Origin of the sequence: Acetobacterium sp., from assembly GCF_039830195.1 — a bacterium.
Classification (GTDB): Bacteria; Bacillota; Clostridia; order Eubacteriales; family Eubacteriaceae; genus Acetobacterium.
On the sequence record NZ_JBDODG010000020.1, the window covers coordinates 13994 to 36943 of the forward strand.

Sequence of the window (22950 nt, forward strand, 5' to 3'; positions counted from 1 at the left end):
CAACTCTAAATCAACCATAAAAGACTTTCAGCCATGTCTTTCTCTCTGTAATCGCTATTTTTTAGAGCCTTCGTTCTCGATGCATTTCAATATTAACTTATAATGAAGATTATATTAATTCCATATTTAAATGTCAATCCTTTTTTAGATCGGCGACGTCTTTTGAAGCAAACAGGGAAATAATATATCCGGCGATTACCTTAATGGTTCCGGCCATCGGTACTGCCATAATCATCCCGACACCCCCAAACATGGCACCAAAAAAGAAGATCGAGAAGATAATAAACACCGGGTGGAGTCCCACGTTACCGGACATCAGCGCGGGTGCCAAAAAGTTGCCACAGACCACCTGAACCACCCCAATCACAATCAACATCGGAATCAGCATCATTGGATTAGTGAACAGCACCAGCAACACGATTACTATTGTGCCCACCGCTGGCCCAAAATAAGGAACCATGGTGGTAACACCGGCAATCACCCCTATAATACTTGCATAAGGCAGTCCCAGTGCAAAGGCCCCAATCCCCGTTGCAATCCCGGCAATGAGAGAAGTCAGACCTTGGCCCTTGATAAAGCCCCCAATGACCAGATCGATGTCGCAACACATTTTAAGCATGCTGTTGCGGTATTGCAATGGCACCAGATACATGATGTCCTTAATAAAGAATTCCTTATCCATCAACAGAAAGATGGTCACTAATGGCACAATGATGATATTCATCAACTGACCACTGTTTTGCAGAATCGCATTCGAAATTCCCTGAAGTGCCGTTGCAAAGCCTTGCAGTACATTACCCAGAACCTGTTCTAAATTAAAAAACTGAGTAATATCGTATCCGGTAAAATTTGAAATGTAGTCAGATAAATTAGTGATGTAGGTCTGCGTTTGAGTCACAAAGGTTGGAATGCTCTTGATCATGCTGGCAATATTGGTAATAAGACTGGGAATAAAGCTCATGAATGCGCCAATCACCAGTGCCAGTACCGTAAAAAAGACGATCAGAACCGCTGCTCCCCGATTTAGACCTTTATTCTCAAAATTCCTGACCAGTGGATTAAGTAAATAAGCCAGCACAATGGCAAAAAAGAATGGTGCAAACATCCCTGCCAAGGTTGGCCAGACAAAAAAGCACAGTGCGCCAATTAAGACTACAACGATGAGGTTAAGAAATAACAAGCGCTTTTTATTGGATGAATCTCCCATTATCTTACCCCCAGTAATTTATTGGCAATGCCGGTTCCCTGTTTTTTAAATCCCAGATCAAACATCTCTTTTCCATAATAAAGCACCTGATCCTTATAAACCAGGTCGGATGCCGGAATAATCGCAAAGCCATGGTCGATATCATCAAAGAAACTTCGGGAAATTTCGTATTCAGTAATAGCAAAGGTTCCCTCTTCAATGGTCGCATTGACGACATGACCAAAAGCCTCCTTATTTATATCCACTACCGGATAATCCATCAGCGGAAATGCCTCATCCAGATAAGTTTTTACTTTTTCCCCTTTTGCTTTAATGATGACTTTTTCATTTTCAATTACCAGTCGCTTATAATTAACATCAATAATATTTTCAGGTTTGAAAAATTGAGCTTTTGAAAAAATTCCGCCGGGATTAATCACCAGATACTTGACAACATGGTTCACCACCACCAGACTCTTGACCAAACCATGTCGTCGGCCATTCTTTTGAGAAACAACTTCCACATTGAGCAAAATATTTGCTTTCATTCCGTACTCCTTTCATTTTTTGTCATATGCTTATCTTACACTATTATTTTTTTTATGGCAACGTGGATTTTTCTTTTCTTGTGTTCATAAAAAAAAGACACGGTTTCCAGTAAAAGAAACAGTGTCTTGATATTCAGCATGCTTTTTATTGTGCTTTTTTATTGTGATAGTCTTCAATGGCTGCCTGAATGGCTTCTGCTGCCAAAACTGAACAATGAATCTTTTCAGCTGGTAATCCTCCTAAAGCATCAACCACATCCGAGTTTTTAAATTTTCCGGCTTCTTCAATGGACTTGCCAATGATCATGTCGGTTGCCATGCTGCTGCTGGCTACGGCTGCGCCGCATCCAAAGGTTTTGAAGGATGCATCTTCGATGATGCCGTCATCGTTTATTTTCAGGAAGATTTTCATAATATCGCCACAAGCCGGGCTCCCAACCTGACCTATACCGTTTGCTCCTTCAATCTCACCAACATGTTTGGGACAGGTAAAATTCTCCATTACTACATCTGTATATTCCATTTTATTTTCTCCTTAGTATTTATTTTAATCTGGTTTTTATTCTTAATGATGGTGATGATCGGCTTTATCAAAAACCGCATCATCAATCGGACAATCGGCGTTAATCGGGGACATTTTTCGCAAACGCTCAATTATCTGAATCAGATTGTCGACTACGTAGTTGATATCTTCAACCGTTGTGTGTTTTCCAATCGTGAGTCGTAGTGAGCCATGTGCTACCCCCGCCGGCAAACCGATGGCCAGCAGCACATGGGATGGGTCCAGGGAACCCGAAGTACAAGCAGAGCCGCTGGAACCGGCAATGCCAATAATGTCCAAGCTGAGCAGAATCGATTCCCCTTCGATGTAATCAAAACAGAAATTGGCATTCCCGGGCAGACGCTTTTCCGGATGCCCGTTTAAACGAACCTGAGGGATATTATCCATGACCCCCTTAATCAGAAGGTCTCTTAATTTTTTCATATGGGTGGCATTTTCTTCCAGATGCTCAGACGCCATTTCCGCCGCTTTTCCGAATGCCACAATCTCAGCCGTATTTTCGGTACCAGCCCGTTTTTTACGTTCTTGAGCACCGCCGTGGATTAAATTATCAATCGGGACCCCTTTTCGGATGAAAAGAGCACCGATCCCTTTAGGACCGTATATTTTATGAGCCGATATGGATAGCAAATCGACGTTTAAATCCTTGACATCAACCGGGATGTTGCCCAACGCCTGAACGGCATCGGTATGAAAAATGATCCCTTTTTCCTTAACAATTTCACCGATTTCTTTAATCGGTTCGACCGTTCCGATTTCGTTGTTGGCAAACATGATGGTGACGAGAATGGTATCTTTTCTGATGGCATTGCGCAAATCATCCAATGAGATCAGTCCGTCTTCGTCAACTGGCAGGTAGGTTACTTCAAACCCCTGTTTTTCCAGGTATTCACAGGTATGAAGAACCGCATGATGCTCGATGGTGGAGGTGATGATGTGTTTCCCCTTAGCCTGATTTTTCATGGCAATACCTTTTATGGCCCAGTTATCCGCTTCTGATCCGCTTCCGGTAAAATAAATTTCCCGGGGATCAGCATTAATTGCTTTGGCTATCTGGAGCCGGGCCGCTTCAATACTTTTTTTAACCCCTCTACCTTCGGTGTATACGGAAGAAGGATTTCCAAAATATTCAGTAAAGAATGGAAGCATGGTTTCAACAACAGCCGGATCAACTGGTGTTGTTGCTGCATGATCTAAATATATTCGTTTCATAGATTTATACCTCTTTCTGGTTTATTTGCCTAATAAGTCCTGTAATGATCGATTATCAATAATATTGCTGATGCTGTCACTAATGTCTTTCCAAAGCCCTCTGGTCACGCACTCCGGTGATTTGACACAGGTTAATTTGCCGCCGCCATCGATGCATTCAGCCAATTCGATGGGACCTTCAAGTGCTCTGATAATTTCTCCCACGGTAATATCACCGGGATCCCGGGCTAAAATATAGCCGCCCCGAGCGCCTCTAATGCTTTTTACCAGCCCGGCGTTTTTCAAGGTTGAAAAAAGCTGTTCCATGTATGAATCCGAAAAATTTTGTTTTTCGGCAATTTCCTTAATTGAAACCGGTCCATCGCCATATTGCAGCGCCAGTTCCACCATGGCTAGCACACCATATCGTCCTTTTGTTGAAAGTTTCAAGTGTTTAAACCTCCCTGGATTATTTCCGAGTATTCCACCGGGATTTAATGCCATTATAGCACGAAATAAATATTTTTCAAGAGGTAAATGAAAAAAAGTTTTTTTAATTAAAAAAGACCCAAGCTCTGGAAAATACCAGAACTTGGGTCTTTTAAAAAGGCAATTCTTATTTATCGTCTTCGCTGTCTCCGAAAAGGCCATCGAATAAGTTACCGAAAGAATCTCCAAGAGTTACATTGGCGGTTTCTTCGTAAACTGTTTTATTACGATTGTTGTTGCTGTTATGGCTTTGCTGTGGTCGGCGATTTCTGTCTCCGCCACCGTAGTTGCTGGTTCTGTCACGATCGCCAGATCCGGCATTGCTGGAGTTGCTGCTTCTTGGTGTTGGAGCAGGACGAGCTGGAGCTTCTTCGGTTGCTTTTTTGCTTAAGCTGATTTTTTCTTTTTCTGGGTTAATTCCGATGATTTTTACAGTTAACACATCACCTGTGTTTAAAACTGAAGCAACGGATTCAACACGGTTATAGCTGATTTCAGAAACGTGAATTAATCCTTCAACGCCTGGAATCACTTCAGCAAAGGCACCAAAATCTAAAATATTCGTGATGGTAACTTCTACTTCATCATCAACATTATATTTAGCGATGAAATCATCCCATGGACGATCCATTAGTGCTTTTACGCTTAATTTGATTTTTTTGTCTTCTTCGTTTTTCGCGATAACCTTAGCTTCAATTTCCTGGCCTTTTTCGACAATATCTTTAGGCTCATTAATTTTTTCCCAGGTCAGGTCTGAACGATGTACAAAACCATCAATACCGTCAAGATCAACAAAGATTCCGAAGTTAGTAATGGTTTTAACCACACCTTTTACAACATCATCCACGTTTAATTCATCAAAACGTTTGTCTTTCATTTCTTTTACTTGTTCCCGACGTTCTTTCATATCTTTTTCCAGAATAATTTTCTGAGAAAGAATCGCACGACGTCGTTTTGGGTTGTAATCAATGATGATACCCTTAACTTTTTCGCCGATCAGGGTGTTCAAGTCTTTAACGTAACGAACATGATATTGTGAAGCTGGCATATAAATATCAGTAAATCCGATATCGACAATTAAACCATTTCCAGAAATATCTTTGATTGTTCCTTCTAAGATCGTTTTATTATCAAAGGCGTCACATAACTGTTTTTGTACGAGACGGTTATCATATTTGATTTTTGAAAGTTTTACATTTCCAGAACCTTCATTTAAATCAGTTACGATACACCAAACTTTGTCTCCTAATTGTACAAGTTCAGATAATACCTCATCGCTTTTCCATGTGAAATCATTCTTTTTGATGATACCATCTGCTTTGTAGCCAATGTTTAAGATAACTTCATCTTCAGCAATGTGAATAACTTCGCCTTCGATTTCAGCACCCCGACGAATTGTTTTTAATGACTCTTCAATTTCTGCAGCGAAATCGAAATTTGCATCATCATATTCGTCTTTTTCAATGGTTTCCACCACTTCCTCAACTACAACAGTTGGCTGTTCTTCAGTCGCCACTTCTACGACTACGTTTTCCTCAGCAATTTTGTTTTGCTCTTCCATACCTTCCAATACCTCCTTAACGATCCAATCCGGTGTTGATGCCCCTGCTGTAATACCAATTTTTTGATATTTCACTACTTCAGTGAGATCTAAGTCCCGAATGGTTTCTATGTGACAAGTTTTTGCGCAATACGATTTACAGATCTCCGCCAGTTTTTGTGTGTTCGAACTGTGATATCCACCGATTACGATCATATATTCTACTTCTTTTGCAGTTTTCGCTGCCGCTGCTTGTCTTTCAGCGGTGGCACTGCAAATAGTATTAAATATAACTACTTCATTGACTCTCGACCTGATCGCATCACAGATTTCATTAAATCTGGATTCGATGATGGTGGTCTGAGCCACGATACATATTCTATCATAACTTTCAATATTTTCCAACTGATTTATGTCATTAATTATTAAAGCTTTATTGCGACACCAGCCATTTGCTCCAACAACCTCAGGATGATCCTTATTTCCGACAATAACAATCTGATACCCGGCGGCATCATAGCTTTCCACCTTTTTTTGAACCGCCCGTACAAAGGGACAGGTAGCATTGATAATTGGGAGTCCTTTCCCTTTAATCGCTTCAATAATTTCCTTGCCAACGCCATGGGAGCGCAAAATAATACAGCCGGTTTCTAAGTTCTTGACATCATCGTCTTCAATTATTACCACGCCCTGATCGGCCAAGCGCCTGGTTTCCTGGGTGTTGTGGCTGATGGGACCTAATGTATATATTTTTTCCTGACCAGATTCGATGGTATCCCGGACCATTTTCATGGCATTTTCAATTCCAAAACAATAGCCAGCCTTTTCGGCTATAATTATCTCCATGTTAACCTCAAGTCAATTCCAATCCATAGACTGTATCCATAATTTTTTCACTTAGCTGCCGGGTTTCTTCATCGGACAGTTTTTTTCCATAATATTCTTCCAGATAAACGGGTTCGCCAATAATAATTTCGATTTTACTTCTGAAACGATACTTGCCTCTGATCCGCACCGGAATAATCGGCGATTTTGTTTTGATTGCAAAGACCACAAAACCACTGGCCGGCTGAATCCGGTCTTCCGGATTAACCCGATGCCCCTCCGGAAAAATTCCCAGAATTTTTTCTTCCTTCAAAATCTTTAAGGATGTCTTAATGGTTTCCACCCCGACCTTTTCCCGATTCACCGGAAAGGCGTTGACCTTTTTGAAAAACCAGTTCAAAAGCGGATTTTTAAAGAGCTCCGCCTTGGCCATGTAATGAATTTCCCGGGGGGTTGTAAATGAAATCACGACCGGATCAATATTACTGATATGATTGGGGCAAATCAACGCGCCCCCGCACTCCGGGATATTTTCCTTGCCGGTGATTGTAATCCGAAAGAGCAGCAAACTAAGCAGATAGGTTAAGAAACGACCGATTTTATAAATCATCGATGGGCCTCGTCAATATGACTTTTCATTTCTTCGTAAACTTCTTCAATGCTCTTTCCGGTTGTGTCAATAACGATGGCATCCGCAACCTGAACCAGTGGTCCCTCTGAGCGGTTGCGGTCACTGCTATCGCGATTCTCGATATCGTTTTTTATTTCTTCCAGGGCTTTGCCGTTGCCTTTTTCATCCATTTCTTTTTTTCTCCGCTGCGCCCGTTCCAAGACATCAGCATCCAGAAAAAACTTTAGCTCAGCATCCGGCAAGACCACCGAACCGATGTCTCTGCCATCCATAACTACGGCATGGTCTTGGGCATATTCCCGCTGCTGAGCAACCAGCAGATCGCGGACTGCTTTGATTCTGGCCACATCGGAGGTATGCCGAGAAACCAGGGGGGTCCGTATTTCACGGGTCACGTCTTTATTATTGCAAAATACCTGCTCCCCTTCAAACCGGATCACTGTTGACTCGGCAATTTTGACAATATCTGCTTCATTATCAAAGCGGTCACCGATCTGATTTAAAACGCAATGGGCAATACAGCGATACATGGCGCCGGTATCAAGATAGGTCATCTTATAGGTTGCTGCGATTTTTTTTGCTAAGGTACTTTTTCCTGCTCCGGCAGGACCGTCAATGGCAATTTGCATCTTACTCTCCCTCATCCAACTCTTACAATCAATTATTCAACGGCATTCCCGGCCAGCCAGCCGGTGGAAACAGCAATTTGGATATTATATCCGCCAGTCAGGGCATCAACATCCAACATCTCCCCAGCGATATACAGATTTTTGATCAGTTTTGATTCCATCGTCCCCGGGTCAACTTCTTTTACGTTCACACCGCCAACCGTGATGATGGCTTCGGTAAAATCCCGTAATCCGGCAATACCAATCTTTAACTGTTTAAAACATTCCAGCAGTTTTTTTCGCTGGTCTTTGGTGATCTGATTAACCTTGGTAGCCGGGTCAATCCCGGACAAGGTTACCATCACCGGAATCATTTTCGATGGCAATAAATCCCCCAGGGCATTCCCAAAATCCTTATTCTGATATTTAAGGAAGTCCCGTTGAATCCGGGTATCCATCTGTTCCAGACTTAAAGCTGGTTTTAAATCCAATTCCAGACTAAAATCTTTGGTATTCCCGATCATATCGGAGCTCAGTGATAAAACCAGTGGTCCGGACACGCCAAAATGGGTAAATAGCATCTCCCCCAACATTGACTTGACCTTTTTTTGTCCCTTTGGTGTTTTTTTATACAGGGTTAAGACTACATTTTTCAGCACCAGTCCCTGGAGATCTCGGGGCCAGTCTTCTTTGGTATTGATTGGTACCAGCCCAGGAGCCAGGGGTGTGATCTGATGACCCCATTTTTCTATGATCTTAAAAAAATTTCCGTCCGAACCGGTGGATGGATAACTTTTTCCACCACAAGCCAGGATCACTGCATCAAAACTCCTCGCTTCTCCATTTTCCAGGACAATTCCGTTGACGATATTGTTATCAACTACCAGATCGGTTATTTTCGTGTTTAAATGTACCTTGCAGCGATTGTGTTTCAGTGCCGTTTTAAAAGCGCTAATCACATCGCTGGATTTATCCGAAACCGGAAAAACCCGATCTCCCCGTTCTATTTTTAGGGGTACCCCATTTTTTTCCAGAAAGGCCATAAAATCGGCATTTGTGTACGAATATAAGGCGCTGTACATAAAGTTGTGATTGTGGACAATGCTGTCGAAATAATCGCCGATGTCAACGGCATTGGTCAGGTTACAGCGCCCCTTTCCGGTAATATACAGTTTTTTCCCCAGCTTTTCGTTACTGTCGAACAAATCAACCTGATGTCCCTTTTCGACTGCCGCCACCGCCGCCATCATGCCGCCGGGGCCGCCTCCAACTACTGCTATTCTACTCATTGATTATTCTTTGTCCTTTCGCGAACTATTTTCCAATTCATCGCCGGTATAGATATAATGTTCTCGCCAAATTTCTTCAAGTTCATTAAAGGTTTCTTTTGTTTTTCCGATATTTCTGAGCCCCACCGATATCACCAGGGCGTTGATCAACGAAAGGGGCGCCACCAGCGAATCCACAAACGAGTAAACATTGCTTTTGGCAATCAGCCGATGTTGGGTAAAGACATTGATGGGGGCATTTTCATTGTCTGAAATCGTAATGATTTTTACCCCTTTATTCTTCAAAAATTCAACCGCTTCATAGGTTTTTTGGGCATAGCGGGGAAAACTGATGGCGATAACGACATCTTCTTCATTAACCCGAATTAAATGCTCATAGATATCGGATACCCCATAATTGACAACTCTGACATTATCCAGAATCAGATTGAGATAGTAACCCAGATGCTCAGTTAACAGGGTAGTGGTTCGAAAGCCGATAATAACCACCTTCCGGGCGTCTAAGATCAAGTCAATACAGGACTTGAAAATCTCATAGTCAAATTCCTCAAAGGTGGCGTTGATATTTGACAGATCTGATTTCAAGACATTATGCACAGTTTCCTGCAAGGCCTTTTCTTTTTGCTCATTTCGCAAGGTCATGTCAATTCGCTCAATCGTTGTCAGCTTACTGTTGATTTCATTTTTTATTGCCCGCCGGAATTCCGGATAGCCTTCATAGCCCAGGGTAACCGAAAAACGAACCACCGTTGCTTCGCTGACGCCAACACTTTTGGCCACTGTCACCGCGGACATTTCTGAAACGCGCTCATAATGACTCAACATATAGTCGGCAATCAGTTTATGGGATTTACTCAATTTCTCATAACGCTTCTTTATTGTTGAAAAAATATCTCGGCTTTCTTTGGTACTTGAAACATCTTTCATATCTACCTCGTTCTCTGGATCATGACGAATGTGGGTGGAGATTTTCGATTCAAGGTCCGAAAATGATGGGCCACAAAAGGTGCTTCCAGGGTTTCACACCATCTAATCACAGCCTGGGCTTCTTCAAATCCTCCCGGATGCCCCGGATAGAGGCATATGGTTATCAATCCGCCGGAAGCTAATAAGGACAATGCCCCATTCAGGGCAACCATGGTTGTTTCAACCTGGGTGGTGATCGTTTGATCGCCGCCAGGAAAATAGCCAAGGTTGAACATGATTGCTTTGACCGCCTGCTCCCCAACCGCCGCCGCCTTTAAAGCCGGCACCATAAAATCGTGACTTTGATGAATCAGCGTGACCTGGTCGGTATACCCGCTTTTTTCCAGATTATCTTTGGTTTGCTGCAAAGCAGCCGCCTGGATATCAAAGGCAAAAACCCGACCGGTTTCCCCAACACATTGGCAGAGAAAAACAGTATCCTGACCCGTTCCGGCGGTGGCATCCACCACGATATCACCGGGGTTAAGCATCGGTCTCAAAAACTCCCAGGCCAAGTCAGTAACCCGTAACGGTTTATTTTTCACTGCAGCCTGCACAGGGCTTGAAAAATTCTCCGGGAAAAGCCCGATGGATCAGTACTTCTCCTTCTTCGGTAAAATCATGGTCTTTAAAATATGTTGCAAATTCGCCGGTGGCTCCCTTAACAGACAGGGCGGTACACCCTTCTTCTGCCATTTTATAAAGCAGGGTTCGGATAATTCCGTCAAAGACAGCCATGGCCTGATCGCCCTGGTATGTCATGATCATCTCGTAAATATCAACCTGTTCTTCCCCATAGAAAAAGCGAACCGCTCCCAGAATTACAGACTTAGCTGTATCCTCGGCGACAATATATAAATCCCGTTCTTTTTCTTTTTCTGGAAATAATGCCTGAATTTGACTAAAAGCTCTTGGAAATCCTATTTTTACCATTAGTTTTCTCCTTTTAAATAAGTAATTTCGTCATTATTTAAATACCGCCATTCCCCAGGTTTCAAGTTCCCCAAGGTCAGGTCACCGACAGCCACCCGCTTTAAATCAATAATCGGATGGCCCATGGCGGCGCACATTTTTCGGATCTGTCTTTTTTTCCCTTCGTGAATCCGCATTTCCAGCAGACTGGTATCCTGATTCACTTTTAAAACCTTAATCGTTGCCGGGGCGGTGCGGTAATCCTCGATCGCCATGCCATGGCTAAAGGCCTCCAGACTTCTTTTATCCGGACAGCCTTTGACCAGACCTACATAGGTCTTGCCAAACTCATGGCTGGGGTGAGTCAGATAGAAAGTCAGATCACCATCATTTGTCAGTAGCAGCAACCCCTCGGTGTCCATATCCAATCGTCCAACGGTATAAAGCCGTTCTTTTATCGGTACCAGATCCAGCACCCGCTGGCGGCCATGAGTATCTTCAGAAGTTGATAAGACCCCTTTGGGTTTATTCACCATAATATAGATTTTTGCCGCTTCATTTAATCTTTTTCCCGCAACGTTAACTTCGTCCTTATCCGGATCAATCGGAAAACCTGGTTCGCGGACCGTGACGCCATTGATCTGCACCAGTCCTTTTTGGATCAATTCCTCGGATTTTCGCCGGGAAGCGACTCCGCATTGGGCCATAAATTTCTGAATTCTCACTGGGCCGCCTCCAAAACCCGGGCATCGCCCATGGTTTTTTCCAACATGACCGTCAGTAAATCTTCACTGGAACCATCATTTTTCCCAGCGTCACTGTTAAGTAATTCCAGATCAAAACTTTCCTGTTTACCCTGAGAAAACACCTCAAATTCCGGGATCTCTTTAAGACTGGTAAAACCCATGGTTTTCAGAAAGGCATTCGTTGTTTTATAGAGAATTGGCCGACCTGGTGCTTCCAGACGGCCCCCATCACAGATCAGTCCCCGATCCAGCAAGCGCTGAATGGCACTGCTGGAGCTGACCCCGCGCAGTTCATCAACGGCCAGCCGGGTAACCGGCTGACGATAGGCAATTATCGCCAGGGTTTCCAGGGCGGCCCGGGATAAACCGGTTTTTTCCTGTTGCCTGGTAATTTCTTTGATGTACCCGTAATAGTCGGGTTTTGTGGAAAGCTGATAGGAATCCTTGATCTGAACCAGACGAATGCCTCTCGCTTTAGATTGATAATCCTGTTTAAGTATTTCCATGGCGAACTGCACCTCCGATGCCGGTTTAGCCAGACATCGGCACAGTTCCGACATCGAAACGCCATCGCCGGCCCCAAAAAGAATGCCTTCGATGATCCCTGCCAGTTCATCACTGTTCATTATTCTCCACCTCCCTGTGAATTTGAAAATCAATAAATACCCGATTTTGAAGTAACCGCAAACCGCTGGTTTTAACCATTTCAAGCAACGCCAGCAAGGTTACCACCACCTCTTCCCGGGAAATATCCGGGTGCAACAGCTCTGAAAAGCTGATCCCCGCTTCGCCGGCCTGAATCAGGATATCGGTTATTTCGGCAATTTTTTCTTCAATGCTGAATAATTCCCGGATAATCTTCTGCGGTGGGGCGATCGCCTCCAACTCCTCTTCTTTCTGAAACAACAGCCGTTTAAAGCATTGTTCCAGGGAGTAGGGATCAATAATCAGCGGAACCGCTTCCGTATTTTGGGGAATATACTCAGGATCCCGATAAACAGCACAAAGTTCGACCTGTTCCCGGGAGGCAAAATAACGGCTGATCTCTTTAAAGATCTTATATTCCACCAATTGACGAACCAGTCTGGCCTGAAGATCTTCGGTGTCTTCCTGTTCATCCTCATTCTTAGGCAGCAGCGCCTTCGCCTTTATTTCCAGCAGTCTGGCGGCCATGACAATAAACTCACTGGCCACATCCATATCCATGTCCTGCCAGGTGCGGATCTGCATTAAATATTGATTGGTGATGGTTGCTATCGGAATGTCACAAATATCGATCTTGTTTTTCTGGATCAGGTTGATTAATAGATCCAGGGGTCCTTCAAATGTTTCCAAACTAACTGCATATGCCATTATCAGGACCAGATCAGATTGAAAATCGGTATTAATATTGTAAAAAACAGGCTCGCAATCCCATTAATGACGGGGTTAATGATCATTCCCAACAAACGGGTAAAGGCCAGTACAAAAATTACAATCATGCCGTAGCGCTGATATTTATAGTAGGTCATCAGTGCTTTTGGCGGTAAAAACAAGACCAGAATCTGGGATCCGTCCAGCGGTGGAATGGGAATAATATTAAATACGGCAAACATGATATTGTAGATATAAATATACTGCAACACCAACATCAACACCTCGTTGTTCAGGGGCACCACGGCCAGATAGGCAGCTATTCCCAAAAATGCCAGCAGCAGATTGGTGAGTACCCCCGACAGGGCTACCACAATCATCCCTTTTTTCCGATCTTTAAAATTCCCGGGATTTACCGGCACCGGCTTGGCCCAGCCAAAGCGAAATAACAGCATCGATATAAAACCCAGCGGATCGATGTGTTTCAGGGGGTTTAAGGTTAACCGCCCGGCATTTTTAGGGGTGGGATCCCCCATTGAATCAGCGGCATAACCATGTGCCATCTCGTGGAAACTGATGGCAATCAATATTCCCGGAAGGCTCAGTATTAAATTATAAAAATAGTCCGGTGTAAAATTAAACATTATCTCTTCACCTCGTAATTTGACTTCGTATATTTGATTTATTCAAACCCGAGCTTCCATTTGAATCCCGGTCTGATGCAACCAATTTTTTTAAATCTTGCCCGATCCTTAAGCGCTAATTATGCGATCGGCAGCTATGGTGCATAATATAAAATAGATGATTTATTCTAATGCTCTGCATCGAAATAAACCATCTATCCTCATTGAACATTATTATTTCTTTATAATTGCTTTCTGGCGGCAATGGAAAAATAATACCCCAATGCGGCCACGGTTTTACCGTCAATGAACTGTCCGTTGATAAACAGGGTTCGAGCTGTCCGCACTGGAATTCTAACGACTTTGATGAATTCATCCGCATCTTCTTCCAGGGGATCCCACACAAATTCGGTGGCGCAAAACAGGGCAATTTTCTCTGAGCAATAACCTGGGGTCGGAATAAAATCGCCCAATTTATAAAGATTCAACGGACGATAACCGATTTCTTCCTGACATTCCCGGATCGCAGCCGCTTCTGGGGCTTCACCGCTTTCCAGTAGACCGGCCGGAATTTCAGTCAGCAACTGCTGGCTGGCGATCCGGTATTGTTTCACAAAGATCATTTGTCCATCTTTAATTGCCAAAACGGCTACTGCACCCTGATGATCTACAATCTCTCGTTTCGAAAAACTGCCATCCGGAAGTTCCACTTCATCAATCCGCAATTTAACAATCCGGCCATCATAAATAACATCACTCTTTATGGTTTTTTCAAACTGTGTCATGTAAGCCCTCTGCCTGCTTTTCAGAAATTAAACGTTCCAACTCATCCATAAATGAAGCAACATCCTTAAACTGTCGATAAACAGACGCAAAACGGACATAGGCGACCTGATCCATACTCTTTAAGGCAACCATGACCTGTTCGCCAATCAGTGAAGATGGTACTTCTTTCATTTCACTCTGGTACAGGCTCCGTTCCAGGTCATCTACCACCGTTTTGATGGTATCAATGGGAACCGGTCGTTTTTCGCAGGCTTTAATCATGCCGTTGAATATTTTATTTTTATCAAAAGCTGTTCGTTGACCGCCTTTTTTAACAACAATCAGTGGTATATTTTCGACCCGTTCATAGGTTGTGAAACGCTTATTGCATTTGTTGCATTCCCTGCGTCTACGGATCATCGTTCCTTCTTCAGATGGCCGTGAATCTACCACCTTGCTGTCATCGAATGCACAATAGGGACATTTCATCGCTATTATTCTTGGGTCAGGAAATCCGGAATTGAAAATTCGCCTACCGACTCATTTGCACTCTTGACAACTTTTTTAATGACGGCTTTCTTTTCTTTTTCGCCGCCAGATAAGAACCCAGTGGCAATGACCGTAATTTTGATTTCATCGCCTAAGGATTCATCGATAGTTGCCCCAAAAATAACGTTGGCATCTGGATCAGAAGCTTCTCTGGCAATACTGGCTGCCTTATCCACTTCAAATAATGACAGATCTTCACCAGCCGTGATATTAAGCAGCACGCCGGTTGCTCCATCGATCTGGGTTTCCAGCAATGGACTGAGAATCGCCTGTTTAGCCGCTTCTTCCGCACGGTTATCACCAGTTGCACGACCAACACCCATATGGGCCAGACCGGTATCTTTCATAATTGTTTTAACATCCGCAAAGTCAAGACTGATCAGTCCAGGCATCGCGATCAGATCGGAGATACTCTTAACACCCTGGAGTAATACATCATCGGCCAATTTGAAAGCATCTTTTAGCGATGTTGATTTATCGGCCATTCTTAATAGGCGGTCATTGGGAATCGTTACCAGGGAATCTACATTTTCCTGTAAGAATTCACTGGCTATCTGAGCATTACGCATCCGTACCCGACCCTCAAAAGAGAATGGTTTGGTAACCACACCAATGGTTAAAATCCCCATGTCCTTGGCGATTTTTGCGATAATCGGAGCAGCTCCAGATCCGGTTCCGCCACCCATGCCGGCTGTTAAAAACAGGAGATCCGTGTCTTTAATCATGTCTGCAATGGCATCTTTGCTTTCTTCAGCAGCTTTCTGACCAATCTCGGGATTTCCCCCGGAACCAAGTCCCTGAGTAATTTTTTCGCCGATTTGAAGCTTTTTTTCAGATAAAGCTAAGGCCAGGGCTTGTTTATCGGTATTAATCGCAATAAAATCCACGCCCTTCATCCCGGCTTCAATCATCCGATTAATGGCGTTATTTCCGCCACCACCGACACCTATAACACGAATTTTTGCAAAGTTATCGTAATTTCCATCTAATTCAAACACTTTTATTCCTCCTCTTACTAAACAGCTTTCTCGTTCTAAATCGATATTTTGTATCTTTTTTCCTGAAACATTCAATCTGTTTCAGTTGTTTTTTACACTTTAATAACACTTCTTCACATTATTTATTGATAAAGAAATGTTCACCTCTTTATATTAACCTTTATTTACAAATTTTTCAACTATTGAATAATAAATTAAGCAAAATAACGCCAATATTTTATTGAACAATAAAATATTGGCAGAAATCATGGGAAGGTGTAAAAATTTTACCGTGGTTTGATGACTGGCTTGGTTCCTGCCGCTAAATTAATGATCATATTGCTGGTGTTTTTATCCAGGTTATTCTGGATATAAGCCTTGTTTTCAATATAATTATTATAATCCCAGAGAATAAAAACGGTCCCATTTTTGGTGACAATTTCATAGGTGTTTACATCAGTCATCCGTACCTCGGATATTTTTCCCAAATTACCATCATTTTTTAAATCTCTCAGGAGATTCATGACAGTGTCAAAACGCCAATAGGGTTCGACCACCACTTCTTTTCCGATTTCCGAGATCGTAACGGTATCACTGCCAAAAACCAGCGGGATGTCAGTTTTTCTTAAATACTCTCCATCTTCAATCAGTTTTTTGTCTTCGGTGAGATAATAAACTTTGTCATCATAATTAACGGCACAAATTGGTACTGATTCCACCATTCGGATCAGAATCTTATTCGGCATGATCTTGGAAATTTCCAGTTCATCCAAATTCATCAAAGCATTAATATTATAATTCGCCTGATTGACATCGATCAAAAAAATACTTTCCCCAACACTTATTCCTGATGCCTCAACCACTGTCTGAACATCAACAATTTCATTTCCAGCCACTTCAATTTCGGCCACGTTGAAAATCCCCAGATTGACGGCCTGATAAACGCCGAAGCCAATAACACCCATTACTCCTAAAATAATCAAGAAGGTGATCAAGGCTTTCATCAGTCTTTTACGTTTATTTATTTTTCGTTGCCGTCTTCGCTGATCCCGGAGTTCCTGCTTTGTCAGCTCGTGGTTTTGTGCTTTTTTTATGCTTTTTTCTTTGGGTTTTTTCTTTTTTGATCGTTTCATTAATTCTCCATTAATATATTTATTTCGTTATAAATCCGATCTCCGGCATTCGTAATGCTCTGTTCCTTTGTAATTTGGCTCATCTTCAGGCACTTTTCATCGTCATCCAATAACGATTCGACGGTTTGAATGAGCAGCGCGCCCGTCAGGTCCTTGTCTTTGATAAGAACCCCTCCCCCCAGATCGGTAATCACCCGGGCATTGAATTCCTGATGATTTCCGGCTGCCATGGGGTAGGGAACCAGAATTGAGGGCACCCCCACCGCCTGAATTTCAGCTACTGACATTGCTCCAGAACGACTGATTACCAGATCAGCGGCCCCTAAAAGGCGGTGTACCTCATTGCTGTAGGCTTCCACGAAGACGTGGCCGGATGGTGAGAGTCCCAGGTTTTCAACTTCTCTTTTGATGGATTCGTACTGATCTTTTCCTGTCAAATGATAAATTACCCGATCGTCCCGATCCTTAAACGATGCAATCAATGACAGCGCGCTTTGGTTGATCGAACCGGCACCCTGACTGCCCCCCATAATCAAAACCATTTTCTGTGAGTCAGAAAGATTCAGGTTCTTTCTCAATTCATTACGGTCAATCTGATGATATTCAGATCGCACCGGATTTCCGGCCAGAAAGGTTCGTTCTTTGGGAAAATATTTTTCAGCCTCTGTAAAACTGATGGCAATCCGATCGACCCGTTTACCCAGCATCAGATTTGTTTTGCCGGGATAGGCATTCTGCTCATGAATCATCGTTTTGATTTTCCGGCGACTGGCAATTAACAGCAGCGGTCCAGCGGTAAAGCCGCCTGTGCCGATGACCAGATCCGGCTGATGTTTAGCAATTATTTTTTTTGCATCATTGAGTCCATCAAAGATCCCTTTAATTGCCGCCAGGGTTTCTAATGAAGCCTTTCGCTCAAATCCCCTGACCCGAATATACTCAATCGGATATCCAAACTGAGGGATAATATTTTTTTCCATCCCCACCATCGACCCGATGAAGATAATTTCAGCCCCGGGGTTTTCGCATTTTATTTTTTCAGCAATCGCCAGTCCCGGGTAGATATGCCCCCCGGTTCCGCCCGCTGCAATGAGTACTTTCACAGTCTACCTCACAATCTTTTTCTTGTTTAGCACTGGTTTTCTATTTGGTTCCAGTTTCTTGCCGAGATCAACAGTCCTGGAGATATTTAATATCGGGCCCATCATTGCAAATAGAATGACCATGGAGGAGCCACCCGCACTGATAAAGGGCAAGGCCATCCCGGTTACCGGGATAATCGCCGAGGCCACCCCAATATTAACCAAAACCTGGAATGCCAGCAGAAACATGACACTACTGGTATACAGATAGGCAAAGGTATCCTGAGACTTCTGGGCAATTTGAAAGCCCCGCCAGATAACAAAGGCATAGATACCCAAAACCAGCAAGCAGCCAATAAAACCAAATTCTTCGGCAATATTGGCAAAAATGAAGTCATTTTGCAACTCCGGCAAAAACAGATATTTCTGTTTTCCATTACCCAGACCCCGGCCAAAGATCCCACCGGTCCCGATCGCTAAGAGAGACTGGGATATCTGATAATCATACCCCCCTTTGCCCAAAAAAACATTAAAACGATCCAACCGCCAGGGTTCGGCAATCATTAAACCGGCCACTGCCAGTAACCCAAATCCCAGATAAGGATAAAAGAGTTTAAATTTAATGCCGCCAAAATAAAGCACTCCACCAGCAGCCAGGGCAATGGCTATGGCCGCACTTAAAGACGGTTCGATGGCAGTCAGACCACAGATGAGTCCCAGCGGAAGCATAAAATTTAATAAAAACGGCATATTTTCTTTGATTATACCAGGTTTTCGGGAAATGATGGTACTGAAATAAAGAATAACAGCTACCTTGGCCAATTCCGAAGGCTGAAAGGTGGTTACTTTTAAATCGATCCACCGCCTGGCATCATTTACCTTTAATCCGATTCCTGGGATTAAAACAATAATCAATAGAAAAACAGAAATCACAATGCCGACAATGTAGTATTTTTTATAAACCCGGTAATCAATCTTACTCATGACCCCCATGACCGTTACACCCAAAATGACAAAAATCAATTGTTTCAAGAACAGGGCATAACCTTTTTCCCCACTAATCGTGGATGAGTACATGCTGGCACTAAATACCATGATAACCCCAATACCCGCCAATAACATCAGGGCAATTAAAAAGGGGCGATCTATTTTTCCATTCTTCATGGTTAACTCCTCGGATTCTTATTGATTTTCGGTCACCAGTCGCTTGAAAACCCGACCCCGGATTTCATAGTTGTCAAACATATCCCAGCTGGCGCAGGCAGGTGACAACAAGACGGTATCACCGGATACTGCTGCTGCTTTGGCACTGGCAACGGCCTCCTCGTAATTGTCAACCTTGGTGATGGCCGTAAAGCCCTTGGCCTTGGCCGTATTTATGAGATCATCGGCAGTCACACCTAAAACAATCAGTCTTTTGACGCGTTTGGCCACCAGCTCCATCAGTTCGGAATAATCTTCTTTTTTATCATAGCCCCCGGCCAGCAAAATAACCGGTTCTTTTACCGCATTAAGAGCGGTAATGGTGGCATTGGTATTGGTCCCTTTGGAGTCATTGATATAGGTCACCCCAGCAAAACAACCCACCATTTCCAGCCGGTGTTCCACGCCTTTAAAGGTTTTAAGCACCTGGACTATAACATCCAATCCAACTCCTGAAAAATGGGCCAGGGTCATTGCCGCCAGGGCATTCATGATATTGTGGGGACCAATGATCCCCAGTTCGTCTTCCCGACAAACAAAAATGGTTTCTTGACCGGTGTTAATATAGATTTCGTTATTTAAACACCAGGCACCATAATCCACGGTTTTTTGATAACTGAAGAACGCTTTTTTGGAAATCGCTTTTTCGCCTAATTCGCAGACTAATGGATCATCGCCATTTAATACCAGCAGGTCTTCAGCGATTTGATTTTCGAATATCCGGCCTTTGGCGTTGACATAATTTTCCATCGTCAGGTGGCGATCCAGATGATCTGGCGTCAGATTGAGAATCGCCGCTGCCCGGGGGCGAAAGGTATGGATGGTCTCTAATTGGAAACTGCTGATTTCAGTCACAAATACTTCATCTGCGGTCGCATTATCGACATAATTGGTAATCGGATCACCAATATTTCCCACCACATAGGTTCCCCGGCCTGAGGCTTTAAATATTTCACCCAGCAGGGTGGTGGTGGTGGTTTTTCCATTAGTTCCGGTAATGGCAATAAAAGGTGTTTTTGTCAATCGATAGGCTGCTTCAACCTCTCCAGTGACAGGAATACCCTGTTCATAAGCTGCTTGAATAATCGGGATAATTAACGGCACCCCGGGGCTTACCACCACTTCATCAATTACTTTTAAGATCTCCGGACTTGGCTGAATACCGAAAATCGATTCAAAATCGGGATTTTTTTCATAATCCAGAATCTGAGGAAATTCTTTTAAGACAATGCCTGATGCCCGGGTATCGGTTAATACCACTGCTTCGCCATGATTTAATAATAATTCTGTGACAGCTACCCCACTTCGGGCGGCTCCTATCACCAGGGTCCTTTTTTTCATAATGCGCTTCTCCTATCCTAAACAAATAAATGCAATGGTTACAAAAATGGCAGTGGCGACCCAGAAGACAGTGACAACCCGGGTTTCGCTCCAACCAGACAATTCGAAATGATGATGAATCGGGGCCATTTTAAAAAACCGCTTTCCTCCAGTGGATTTAAAATAGCCCACCTGGATGACAACCGATAAAGCTTCGATGACAAACAAAGCCCCGGCGATGAGTAAAAAAATCTGCAGCTGGGTAATGATGGCCATTACCACAATTGCTCCTCCCAATGCCATCGAACCGGTGTCTCCCATAAAGATGTCAGCGGGATTTGAATTATGTCTTAAAAAACCCAAACAGCCCCCAATAATGGCACCAATAAAGATACTGGTATCGGCCTGGGGCAGGACCAGGGATCCGACAAAAAAGAAAATGGCAACAATCAGGGTTACCCCCGATGCCAATCCGTCCAATCCGTCCGTTAAATTAACGGCATTGACAATCGATACCACCGCGATAAAGGTAAATGGTACATACCAGATCCCAAAATCAACGGTCTGGTTCATCAACGGTACCACCAGTTCCGAACCAATCGCCGGTGAATAATATGCATACAGGGCAATGGCCAACGCCCCAATACATTGGAGCACCATTTTCTGCCAGGCCCGCAGACCCAGATTATGTTTTTTGGCCACCTTGATATAGTCATCAATAAAGCCTACCGCTCCGAAATAAAGCATTACCAGAATCGGGAAAAAGTCCCAGTTGCCAATCAGCACCGACAAGATTATAAAAGCTGCCAATACGCCCAATTGGATCACCAGTCCGCCCATGGTTGGGGTTCCTGATTTCTCCAGATGGCTCTGGGGGCCTTCTTCTCTGATGGCCTGTCCAAATTTCAAACGTTTGAGCATGGGGATAAACCGGGGCGTCACAAAATATACAACAAAAAATGAAATCAGCAGACTGATCAGTCCTGTTCGTAAAATTGTCATTTCCATTATTGACCACCTTCCTTAATAAAATCAATAACCCGTTCCAGACCCATGCCCCGGGATGCTTTGATCAGAATGATATCCGCAGGCTGGATGATTTCTTTTAAGCATGCTCCGGCTGCCAGGGCATCTGTAACCTGATAGACCGTCCCGGCATTTTCATAGCCCTGACAAATCGACCGCCCCAGTTCGCCGACACCAATCAAGATATCTGCCTTATCCCTGGCGTAACGGCCCACTTCAAGGTGTGCCGCTGGCCCATATTCACCCATTTCCAGCATATCGCCGAGAATTGCAATTTTTCGCTTGTAGTCTCGGCCCAGGGTGGCTAAAACATCCAGGGTCGCCCGCATGGCATCAGGATTGGCGTTGTACGAGTCATTAATAACCTTGATTGCCCCAATCGTGAAAATATCCATCCGATTGCTACTGGGGACAAAAGCATCAAGCCCTTTTTGTATTTCCGGTTGGGTCATTTCATAGAAATACCCTAAGCCAATGGCCACCAGACAATTATAGACATTATGTGACCCGGGATAATTAAAAGTGAAGACTTCGTTTCGCCGTTCCCATTCCACCTGGATTTCCAGACCGGTTTGCGAGGAAGTGTAGTTCCGGGCTGTGACGGTATGCGCCCCCTGTAAGCCAAAGGTTTTAACCTGATAAGGTTTTTTTTCTGCTGTAATTCGCTTTAAAAATTCATCATCACCATTGACATAGGCAATACCCTCACTTGATAAGGTCTGAAGGATTTCTTTTTTGGCCAGATAAATATTCTCCTGGGTTTTCAGGCGTTCAATATGGCTGAGACCCACATTGGTGATCACACTGATATCCGGTTCGACCAACTGGATAGATTTCGAAATATCTCCCAGATGGTCCATTCCCATTTCGATCACCGCGATTTGATGGTCAGGTCCCAAATTAAACAGGGTTTGGGGAATGCCGTATTCGTTATTTAAGTTTCCTTCTGTTTTCAGGGTATGATACTTTTGTGAAAGCACCGATGCGACCAGATCCTTGGTGGTTGTTTTACCACTGCTGCCAGTAATTGCGATCACGGGGATATTGTAACGATGCCGGTTAAAACCAGCCAGAGCTTTCATGGCCGCCAGTGTGGAAGCGACATAAATAACTGTCATTTCCGCTGGAAATGATCGATTTCTTTCCTCGGTAAGACAAACCCGGCCACCGTTAGAATAAGCCTGAGTGATATAGTCGTGACCGTTATTTGTTTCCCCGATAATGGGCACGTACAAGTCATTATTTTTTATTTTGCGACTGTCAATGGCGACATTTGTAATTGCCAGTGACTGATTTCCCTGGAGCAATTCCCCCTGGGTAATGTGAAGTATTTCATCAATACTGATACTTTCCATGGATACTACCTGAACTTTCTTTCTTAATTTTAGTCCGCACTTACGCAATTTTCGAAATGCAATCCACTGTC

Annotated in this window: 25 protein-coding genes and 1 other annotated feature (1 of these 26 running past the window's edge); all 25 genes read right to left on the reverse strand. The window is 43.6% G+C overall.

Annotated features, from left to right (window positions below):
• Positions 1–89, reverse strand: a binding site (T-box leader) (it extends 139 nt beyond the left edge of the window).
• A 44-nt stretch (positions 90–133) separates the two neighbouring features.
• Entirely contained in the window at positions 134–1207 is a 1074-nt protein-coding gene (locus tag ABGU93_RS07270) for an AI-2E family transporter (protein WP_347412810.1), read from the reverse strand.
• Positions 1207–1734: a hypothetical protein gene (locus ABGU93_RS07275; RefSeq protein ID WP_347412811.1), complete on the reverse strand. Its 528-nt coding sequence runs from the start codon at positions 1732–1734 to the stop codon at positions 1207–1209. Before ABGU93_RS07275 ends, ABGU93_RS07270 begins: the two co-directional genes overlap by 1 nt.
• A 145-nt stretch (positions 1735–1879) precedes the next feature.
• Positions 1880–2257, reverse strand: coding sequence for an iron-sulfur cluster assembly scaffold protein (locus ABGU93_RS07280; protein ID WP_347412812.1), 378 nt, complete (start codon positions 2255–2257; stop codon positions 1880–1882).
• Between the two features lie 42 nt (positions 2258–2299).
• On the reverse strand, positions 2300–3508 hold the full coding sequence (gene nifS / locus ABGU93_RS07285) for a cysteine desulfurase NifS (protein WP_347412813.1): 1209 nt from the start codon (positions 3506–3508) through the stop codon (positions 2300–2302).
• A gap of 21 nt (positions 3509–3529) precedes the next feature.
• Positions 3530–3937: an Rrf2 family transcriptional regulator gene (locus tag ABGU93_RS07290; protein ID WP_347412814.1), complete on the reverse strand. Its 408-nt coding sequence runs from the start codon at positions 3935–3937 to the stop codon at positions 3530–3532.
• A gap of 166 nt (positions 3938–4103) precedes the next feature.
• A complete protein-coding gene (locus ABGU93_RS07295) occupies positions 4104–6362 on the reverse strand; it encodes a bifunctional 4-hydroxy-3-methylbut-2-enyl diphosphate reductase/30S ribosomal protein S1 (protein ID WP_347412815.1) in 2259 nt (752 codons plus the stop codon).
• A 7-nt stretch (positions 6363–6369) separates the two neighbouring features.
• Positions 6370–6951, reverse strand: a complete 582-nt coding sequence (locus tag ABGU93_RS07300; protein ID WP_347412816.1) for a lysophospholipid acyltransferase family protein — start codon at positions 6949–6951, stop codon at positions 6370–6372.
• Positions 6948–7601, reverse strand: a complete 654-nt coding sequence (gene cmk, locus ABGU93_RS07305; protein WP_347412817.1) for a (d)CMP kinase — start codon at positions 7599–7601, stop codon at positions 6948–6950. The genes ABGU93_RS07300 and cmk overlap by 4 nt, the downstream gene beginning before the upstream one ends.
• Positions 7602–7633: 32 nt before the next feature.
• Complete coding sequence (locus ABGU93_RS07310; RefSeq protein WP_347412818.1) at positions 7634–8869, reverse strand: NAD(P)/FAD-dependent oxidoreductase; 1236 nt, start codon at positions 8867–8869, stop codon at positions 7634–7636.
• A 3-nt stretch (positions 8870–8872) separates the two neighbouring features.
• Complete coding sequence (locus ABGU93_RS07315) at positions 8873–9796, reverse strand: MurR/RpiR family transcriptional regulator (protein ID WP_347412819.1); 924 nt, start codon at positions 9794–9796, stop codon at positions 8873–8875.
• Positions 9797–9798: 2 nt separating this feature from the next.
• Positions 9799–10380, reverse strand: a complete 582-nt coding sequence (locus tag ABGU93_RS07320; RefSeq protein ID WP_347412820.1) for a class I SAM-dependent methyltransferase — start codon at positions 10378–10380, stop codon at positions 9799–9801.
• Complete coding sequence (locus ABGU93_RS07325; protein WP_347412821.1) at positions 10370–10768, reverse strand: hypothetical protein; 399 nt, start codon at positions 10766–10768, stop codon at positions 10370–10372. The genes ABGU93_RS07320 and ABGU93_RS07325 overlap by 11 nt, the downstream gene beginning before the upstream one ends.
• Positions 10768–11454, reverse strand: a complete 687-nt coding sequence (locus ABGU93_RS07330) for a pseudouridine synthase (RefSeq protein ID WP_347412849.1) — start codon at positions 11452–11454, stop codon at positions 10768–10770. The genes ABGU93_RS07325 and ABGU93_RS07330 overlap by 1 nt, the downstream gene beginning before the upstream one ends.
• A 14-nt stretch (positions 11455–11468) precedes the next feature.
• The gene (gene scpB / locus ABGU93_RS07335; protein WP_347412822.1) at positions 11469–12119 is read right to left on the reverse strand and encodes an SMC-Scp complex subunit ScpB; all 651 of its coding nucleotides are present in this window, start codon (positions 12117–12119) and stop codon (positions 11469–11471) included.
• On the reverse strand, positions 12109–12846 hold the full coding sequence (locus tag ABGU93_RS07340) for a segregation/condensation protein A (RefSeq protein WP_347412823.1): 738 nt from the start codon (positions 12844–12846) through the stop codon (positions 12109–12111). Before ABGU93_RS07340 ends, scpB begins: the two co-directional genes overlap by 11 nt.
• Before the next feature lie 2 nt (positions 12847–12848).
• On the reverse strand, positions 12849–13490 hold the full coding sequence (locus ABGU93_RS07345; RefSeq protein WP_347412824.1) for a site-2 protease family protein: 642 nt from the start codon (positions 13488–13490) through the stop codon (positions 12849–12851).
• A gap of 221 nt (positions 13491–13711) precedes the next feature.
• Positions 13712–14254, reverse strand: a complete 543-nt coding sequence (locus ABGU93_RS07350; RefSeq protein WP_347412825.1) for an NUDIX hydrolase — start codon at positions 14252–14254, stop codon at positions 13712–13714.
• Positions 14241–14723, reverse strand: a complete 483-nt coding sequence (nrdR, locus tag ABGU93_RS07355; RefSeq protein ID WP_347412826.1) for a transcriptional regulator NrdR — start codon at positions 14721–14723, stop codon at positions 14241–14243. The genes ABGU93_RS07350 and nrdR overlap by 14 nt, the downstream gene beginning before the upstream one ends.
• A gap of 5 nt (positions 14724–14728) precedes the next feature.
• On the reverse strand, positions 14729–15781 hold the full coding sequence (ftsZ, locus tag ABGU93_RS07360; RefSeq protein ID WP_347412827.1) for a cell division protein FtsZ: 1053 nt from the start codon (positions 15779–15781) through the stop codon (positions 14729–14731).
• A 266-nt stretch (positions 15782–16047) separates the two neighbouring features.
• Complete coding sequence (locus tag ABGU93_RS07365) at positions 16048–16893, reverse strand: FtsQ-type POTRA domain-containing protein (RefSeq protein ID WP_347412828.1); 846 nt, start codon at positions 16891–16893, stop codon at positions 16048–16050.
• Complete coding sequence (murG, locus tag ABGU93_RS07370) at positions 16893–17996, reverse strand: undecaprenyldiphospho-muramoylpentapeptide beta-N-acetylglucosaminyltransferase (protein WP_347412829.1); 1104 nt, start codon at positions 17994–17996, stop codon at positions 16893–16895. The genes ABGU93_RS07365 and murG overlap by 1 nt, the downstream gene beginning before the upstream one ends.
• A gap of 3 nt (positions 17997–17999) precedes the next feature.
• Positions 18000–19139 (reverse strand): putative lipid II flippase FtsW, encoded by a 1140-nt coding sequence (ftsW, locus tag ABGU93_RS07375; protein WP_347412830.1) that lies wholly within the window; start codon positions 19137–19139, stop codon positions 18000–18002.
• Positions 19140–19157: 18 nt separating this feature from the next.
• Positions 19158–20519 (reverse strand): UDP-N-acetylmuramoyl-L-alanine--D-glutamate ligase, encoded by a 1362-nt coding sequence (gene murD, locus ABGU93_RS07380; protein WP_347412831.1) that lies wholly within the window; start codon positions 20517–20519, stop codon positions 19158–19160.
• A gap of 12 nt (positions 20520–20531) precedes the next feature.
• Positions 20532–21506, reverse strand: coding sequence for a phospho-N-acetylmuramoyl-pentapeptide-transferase (gene mraY / locus ABGU93_RS07385; RefSeq protein WP_347412832.1), 975 nt, complete (start codon positions 21504–21506; stop codon positions 20532–20534).
• The gene (murF, locus tag ABGU93_RS07390; protein WP_347412833.1) at positions 21506–22879 is read right to left on the reverse strand and encodes a UDP-N-acetylmuramoyl-tripeptide--D-alanyl-D-alanine ligase; all 1374 of its coding nucleotides are present in this window, start codon (positions 22877–22879) and stop codon (positions 21506–21508) included. Before murF ends, mraY begins: the two co-directional genes overlap by 1 nt.
• Positions 22880–22950 lie beyond the last annotated feature (71 nt).

What these genes read in the sequence shown, in the direction of transcription:
- ABGU93_RS07270 (WP_347412810.1), bottom strand. Translation starts at nt 1,207, where the DNA reads ATGGGAGATTCATCCAATAAAAAGCGCTTGTTATTTCTTAACCTCATC.
- ABGU93_RS07275 (WP_347412811.1), bottom strand. Translation starts at nt 1,734, where the DNA reads ATGAAAGCAAATATTTTGCTCAATGTGGAAGTTGTTTCTCAAAAGAAT.
- ABGU93_RS07280 (WP_347412812.1), bottom strand. Translation starts at nt 2,257, where the DNA reads ATGGAATATACAGATGTAGTAATGGAGAATTTTACCTGTCCCAAACAT.
- nifS (WP_347412813.1), bottom strand. Translation starts at nt 3,508, where the DNA reads ATGAAACGAATATATTTAGATCATGCAGCAACAACACCAGTTGATCCG.
- ABGU93_RS07295 (WP_347412815.1), bottom strand. Translation starts at nt 6,362, where the DNA reads ATGGAGATAATTATAGCCGAAAAGGCTGGCTATTGTTTTGGAATTGAA.
- ABGU93_RS07300 (WP_347412816.1), bottom strand. Translation starts at nt 6,951, where the DNA reads ATGATTTATAAAATCGGTCGTTTCTTAACCTATCTGCTTAGTTTGCTG.
- cmk (WP_347412817.1), bottom strand. Translation starts at nt 7,601, where the DNA reads ATGCAAATTGCCATTGACGGTCCTGCCGGAGCAGGAAAAAGTACCTTA.
- ABGU93_RS07310 (WP_347412818.1), bottom strand. Translation starts at nt 8,869, where the DNA reads ATGAGTAGAATAGCAGTAGTTGGAGGCGGCCCCGGCGGCATGATGGCG.
- ABGU93_RS07315 (WP_347412819.1), bottom strand. Translation starts at nt 9,796, where the DNA reads ATGAAAGATGTTTCAAGTACCAAAGAAAGCCGAGATATTTTTTCAACA.
- ABGU93_RS07325 (WP_347412821.1), bottom strand. Translation starts at nt 10,768, where the DNA reads ATGGTAAAAATAGGATTTCCAAGAGCTTTTAGTCAAATTCAGGCATTA.
- ABGU93_RS07330 (WP_347412849.1), bottom strand. Translation starts at nt 11,454, where the DNA reads ATGGCCCAATGCGGAGTCGCTTCCCGGCGAAAATCCGAGGAATTGATC.
- scpB (WP_347412822.1), bottom strand. Translation starts at nt 12,119, where the DNA reads ATGAACAGTGATGAACTGGCAGGGATCATCGAAGGCATTCTTTTTGGG.
- ABGU93_RS07340 (WP_347412823.1), bottom strand. Translation starts at nt 12,846, where the DNA reads ATGGCATATGCAGTTAGTTTGGAAACATTTGAAGGACCCCTGGATCTA.
- ABGU93_RS07345 (WP_347412824.1), bottom strand. Translation starts at nt 13,490, where the DNA reads ATGTTTAATTTTACACCGGACTATTTTTATAATTTAATACTGAGCCTT.
- ABGU93_RS07350 (WP_347412825.1), bottom strand. Translation starts at nt 14,254, where the DNA reads ATGACACAGTTTGAAAAAACCATAAAGAGTGATGTTATTTATGATGGC.
- nrdR (WP_347412826.1), bottom strand. Translation starts at nt 14,723, where the DNA reads ATGAAATGTCCCTATTGTGCATTCGATGACAGCAAGGTGGTAGATTCA.
- ABGU93_RS07365 (WP_347412828.1), bottom strand. Translation starts at nt 16,893, where the DNA reads ATGAAACGATCAAAAAAGAAAAAACCCAAAGAAAAAAGCATAAAAAAA.
- ftsW (WP_347412830.1), bottom strand. Translation starts at nt 19,139, where the DNA reads ATGAAGAATGGAAAAATAGATCGCCCCTTTTTAATTGCCCTGATGTTA.
- murD (WP_347412831.1), bottom strand. Translation starts at nt 20,519, where the DNA reads ATGAAAAAAAGGACCCTGGTGATAGGAGCCGCCCGAAGTGGGGTAGCT.
- mraY (WP_347412832.1), bottom strand. Translation starts at nt 21,506, where the DNA reads ATGGAAATGACAATTTTACGAACAGGACTGATCAGTCTGCTGATTTCA.
- murF (WP_347412833.1), bottom strand. Translation starts at nt 22,879, where the DNA reads ATGGAAAGTATCAGTATTGATGAAATACTTCACATTACCCAGGGGGAA.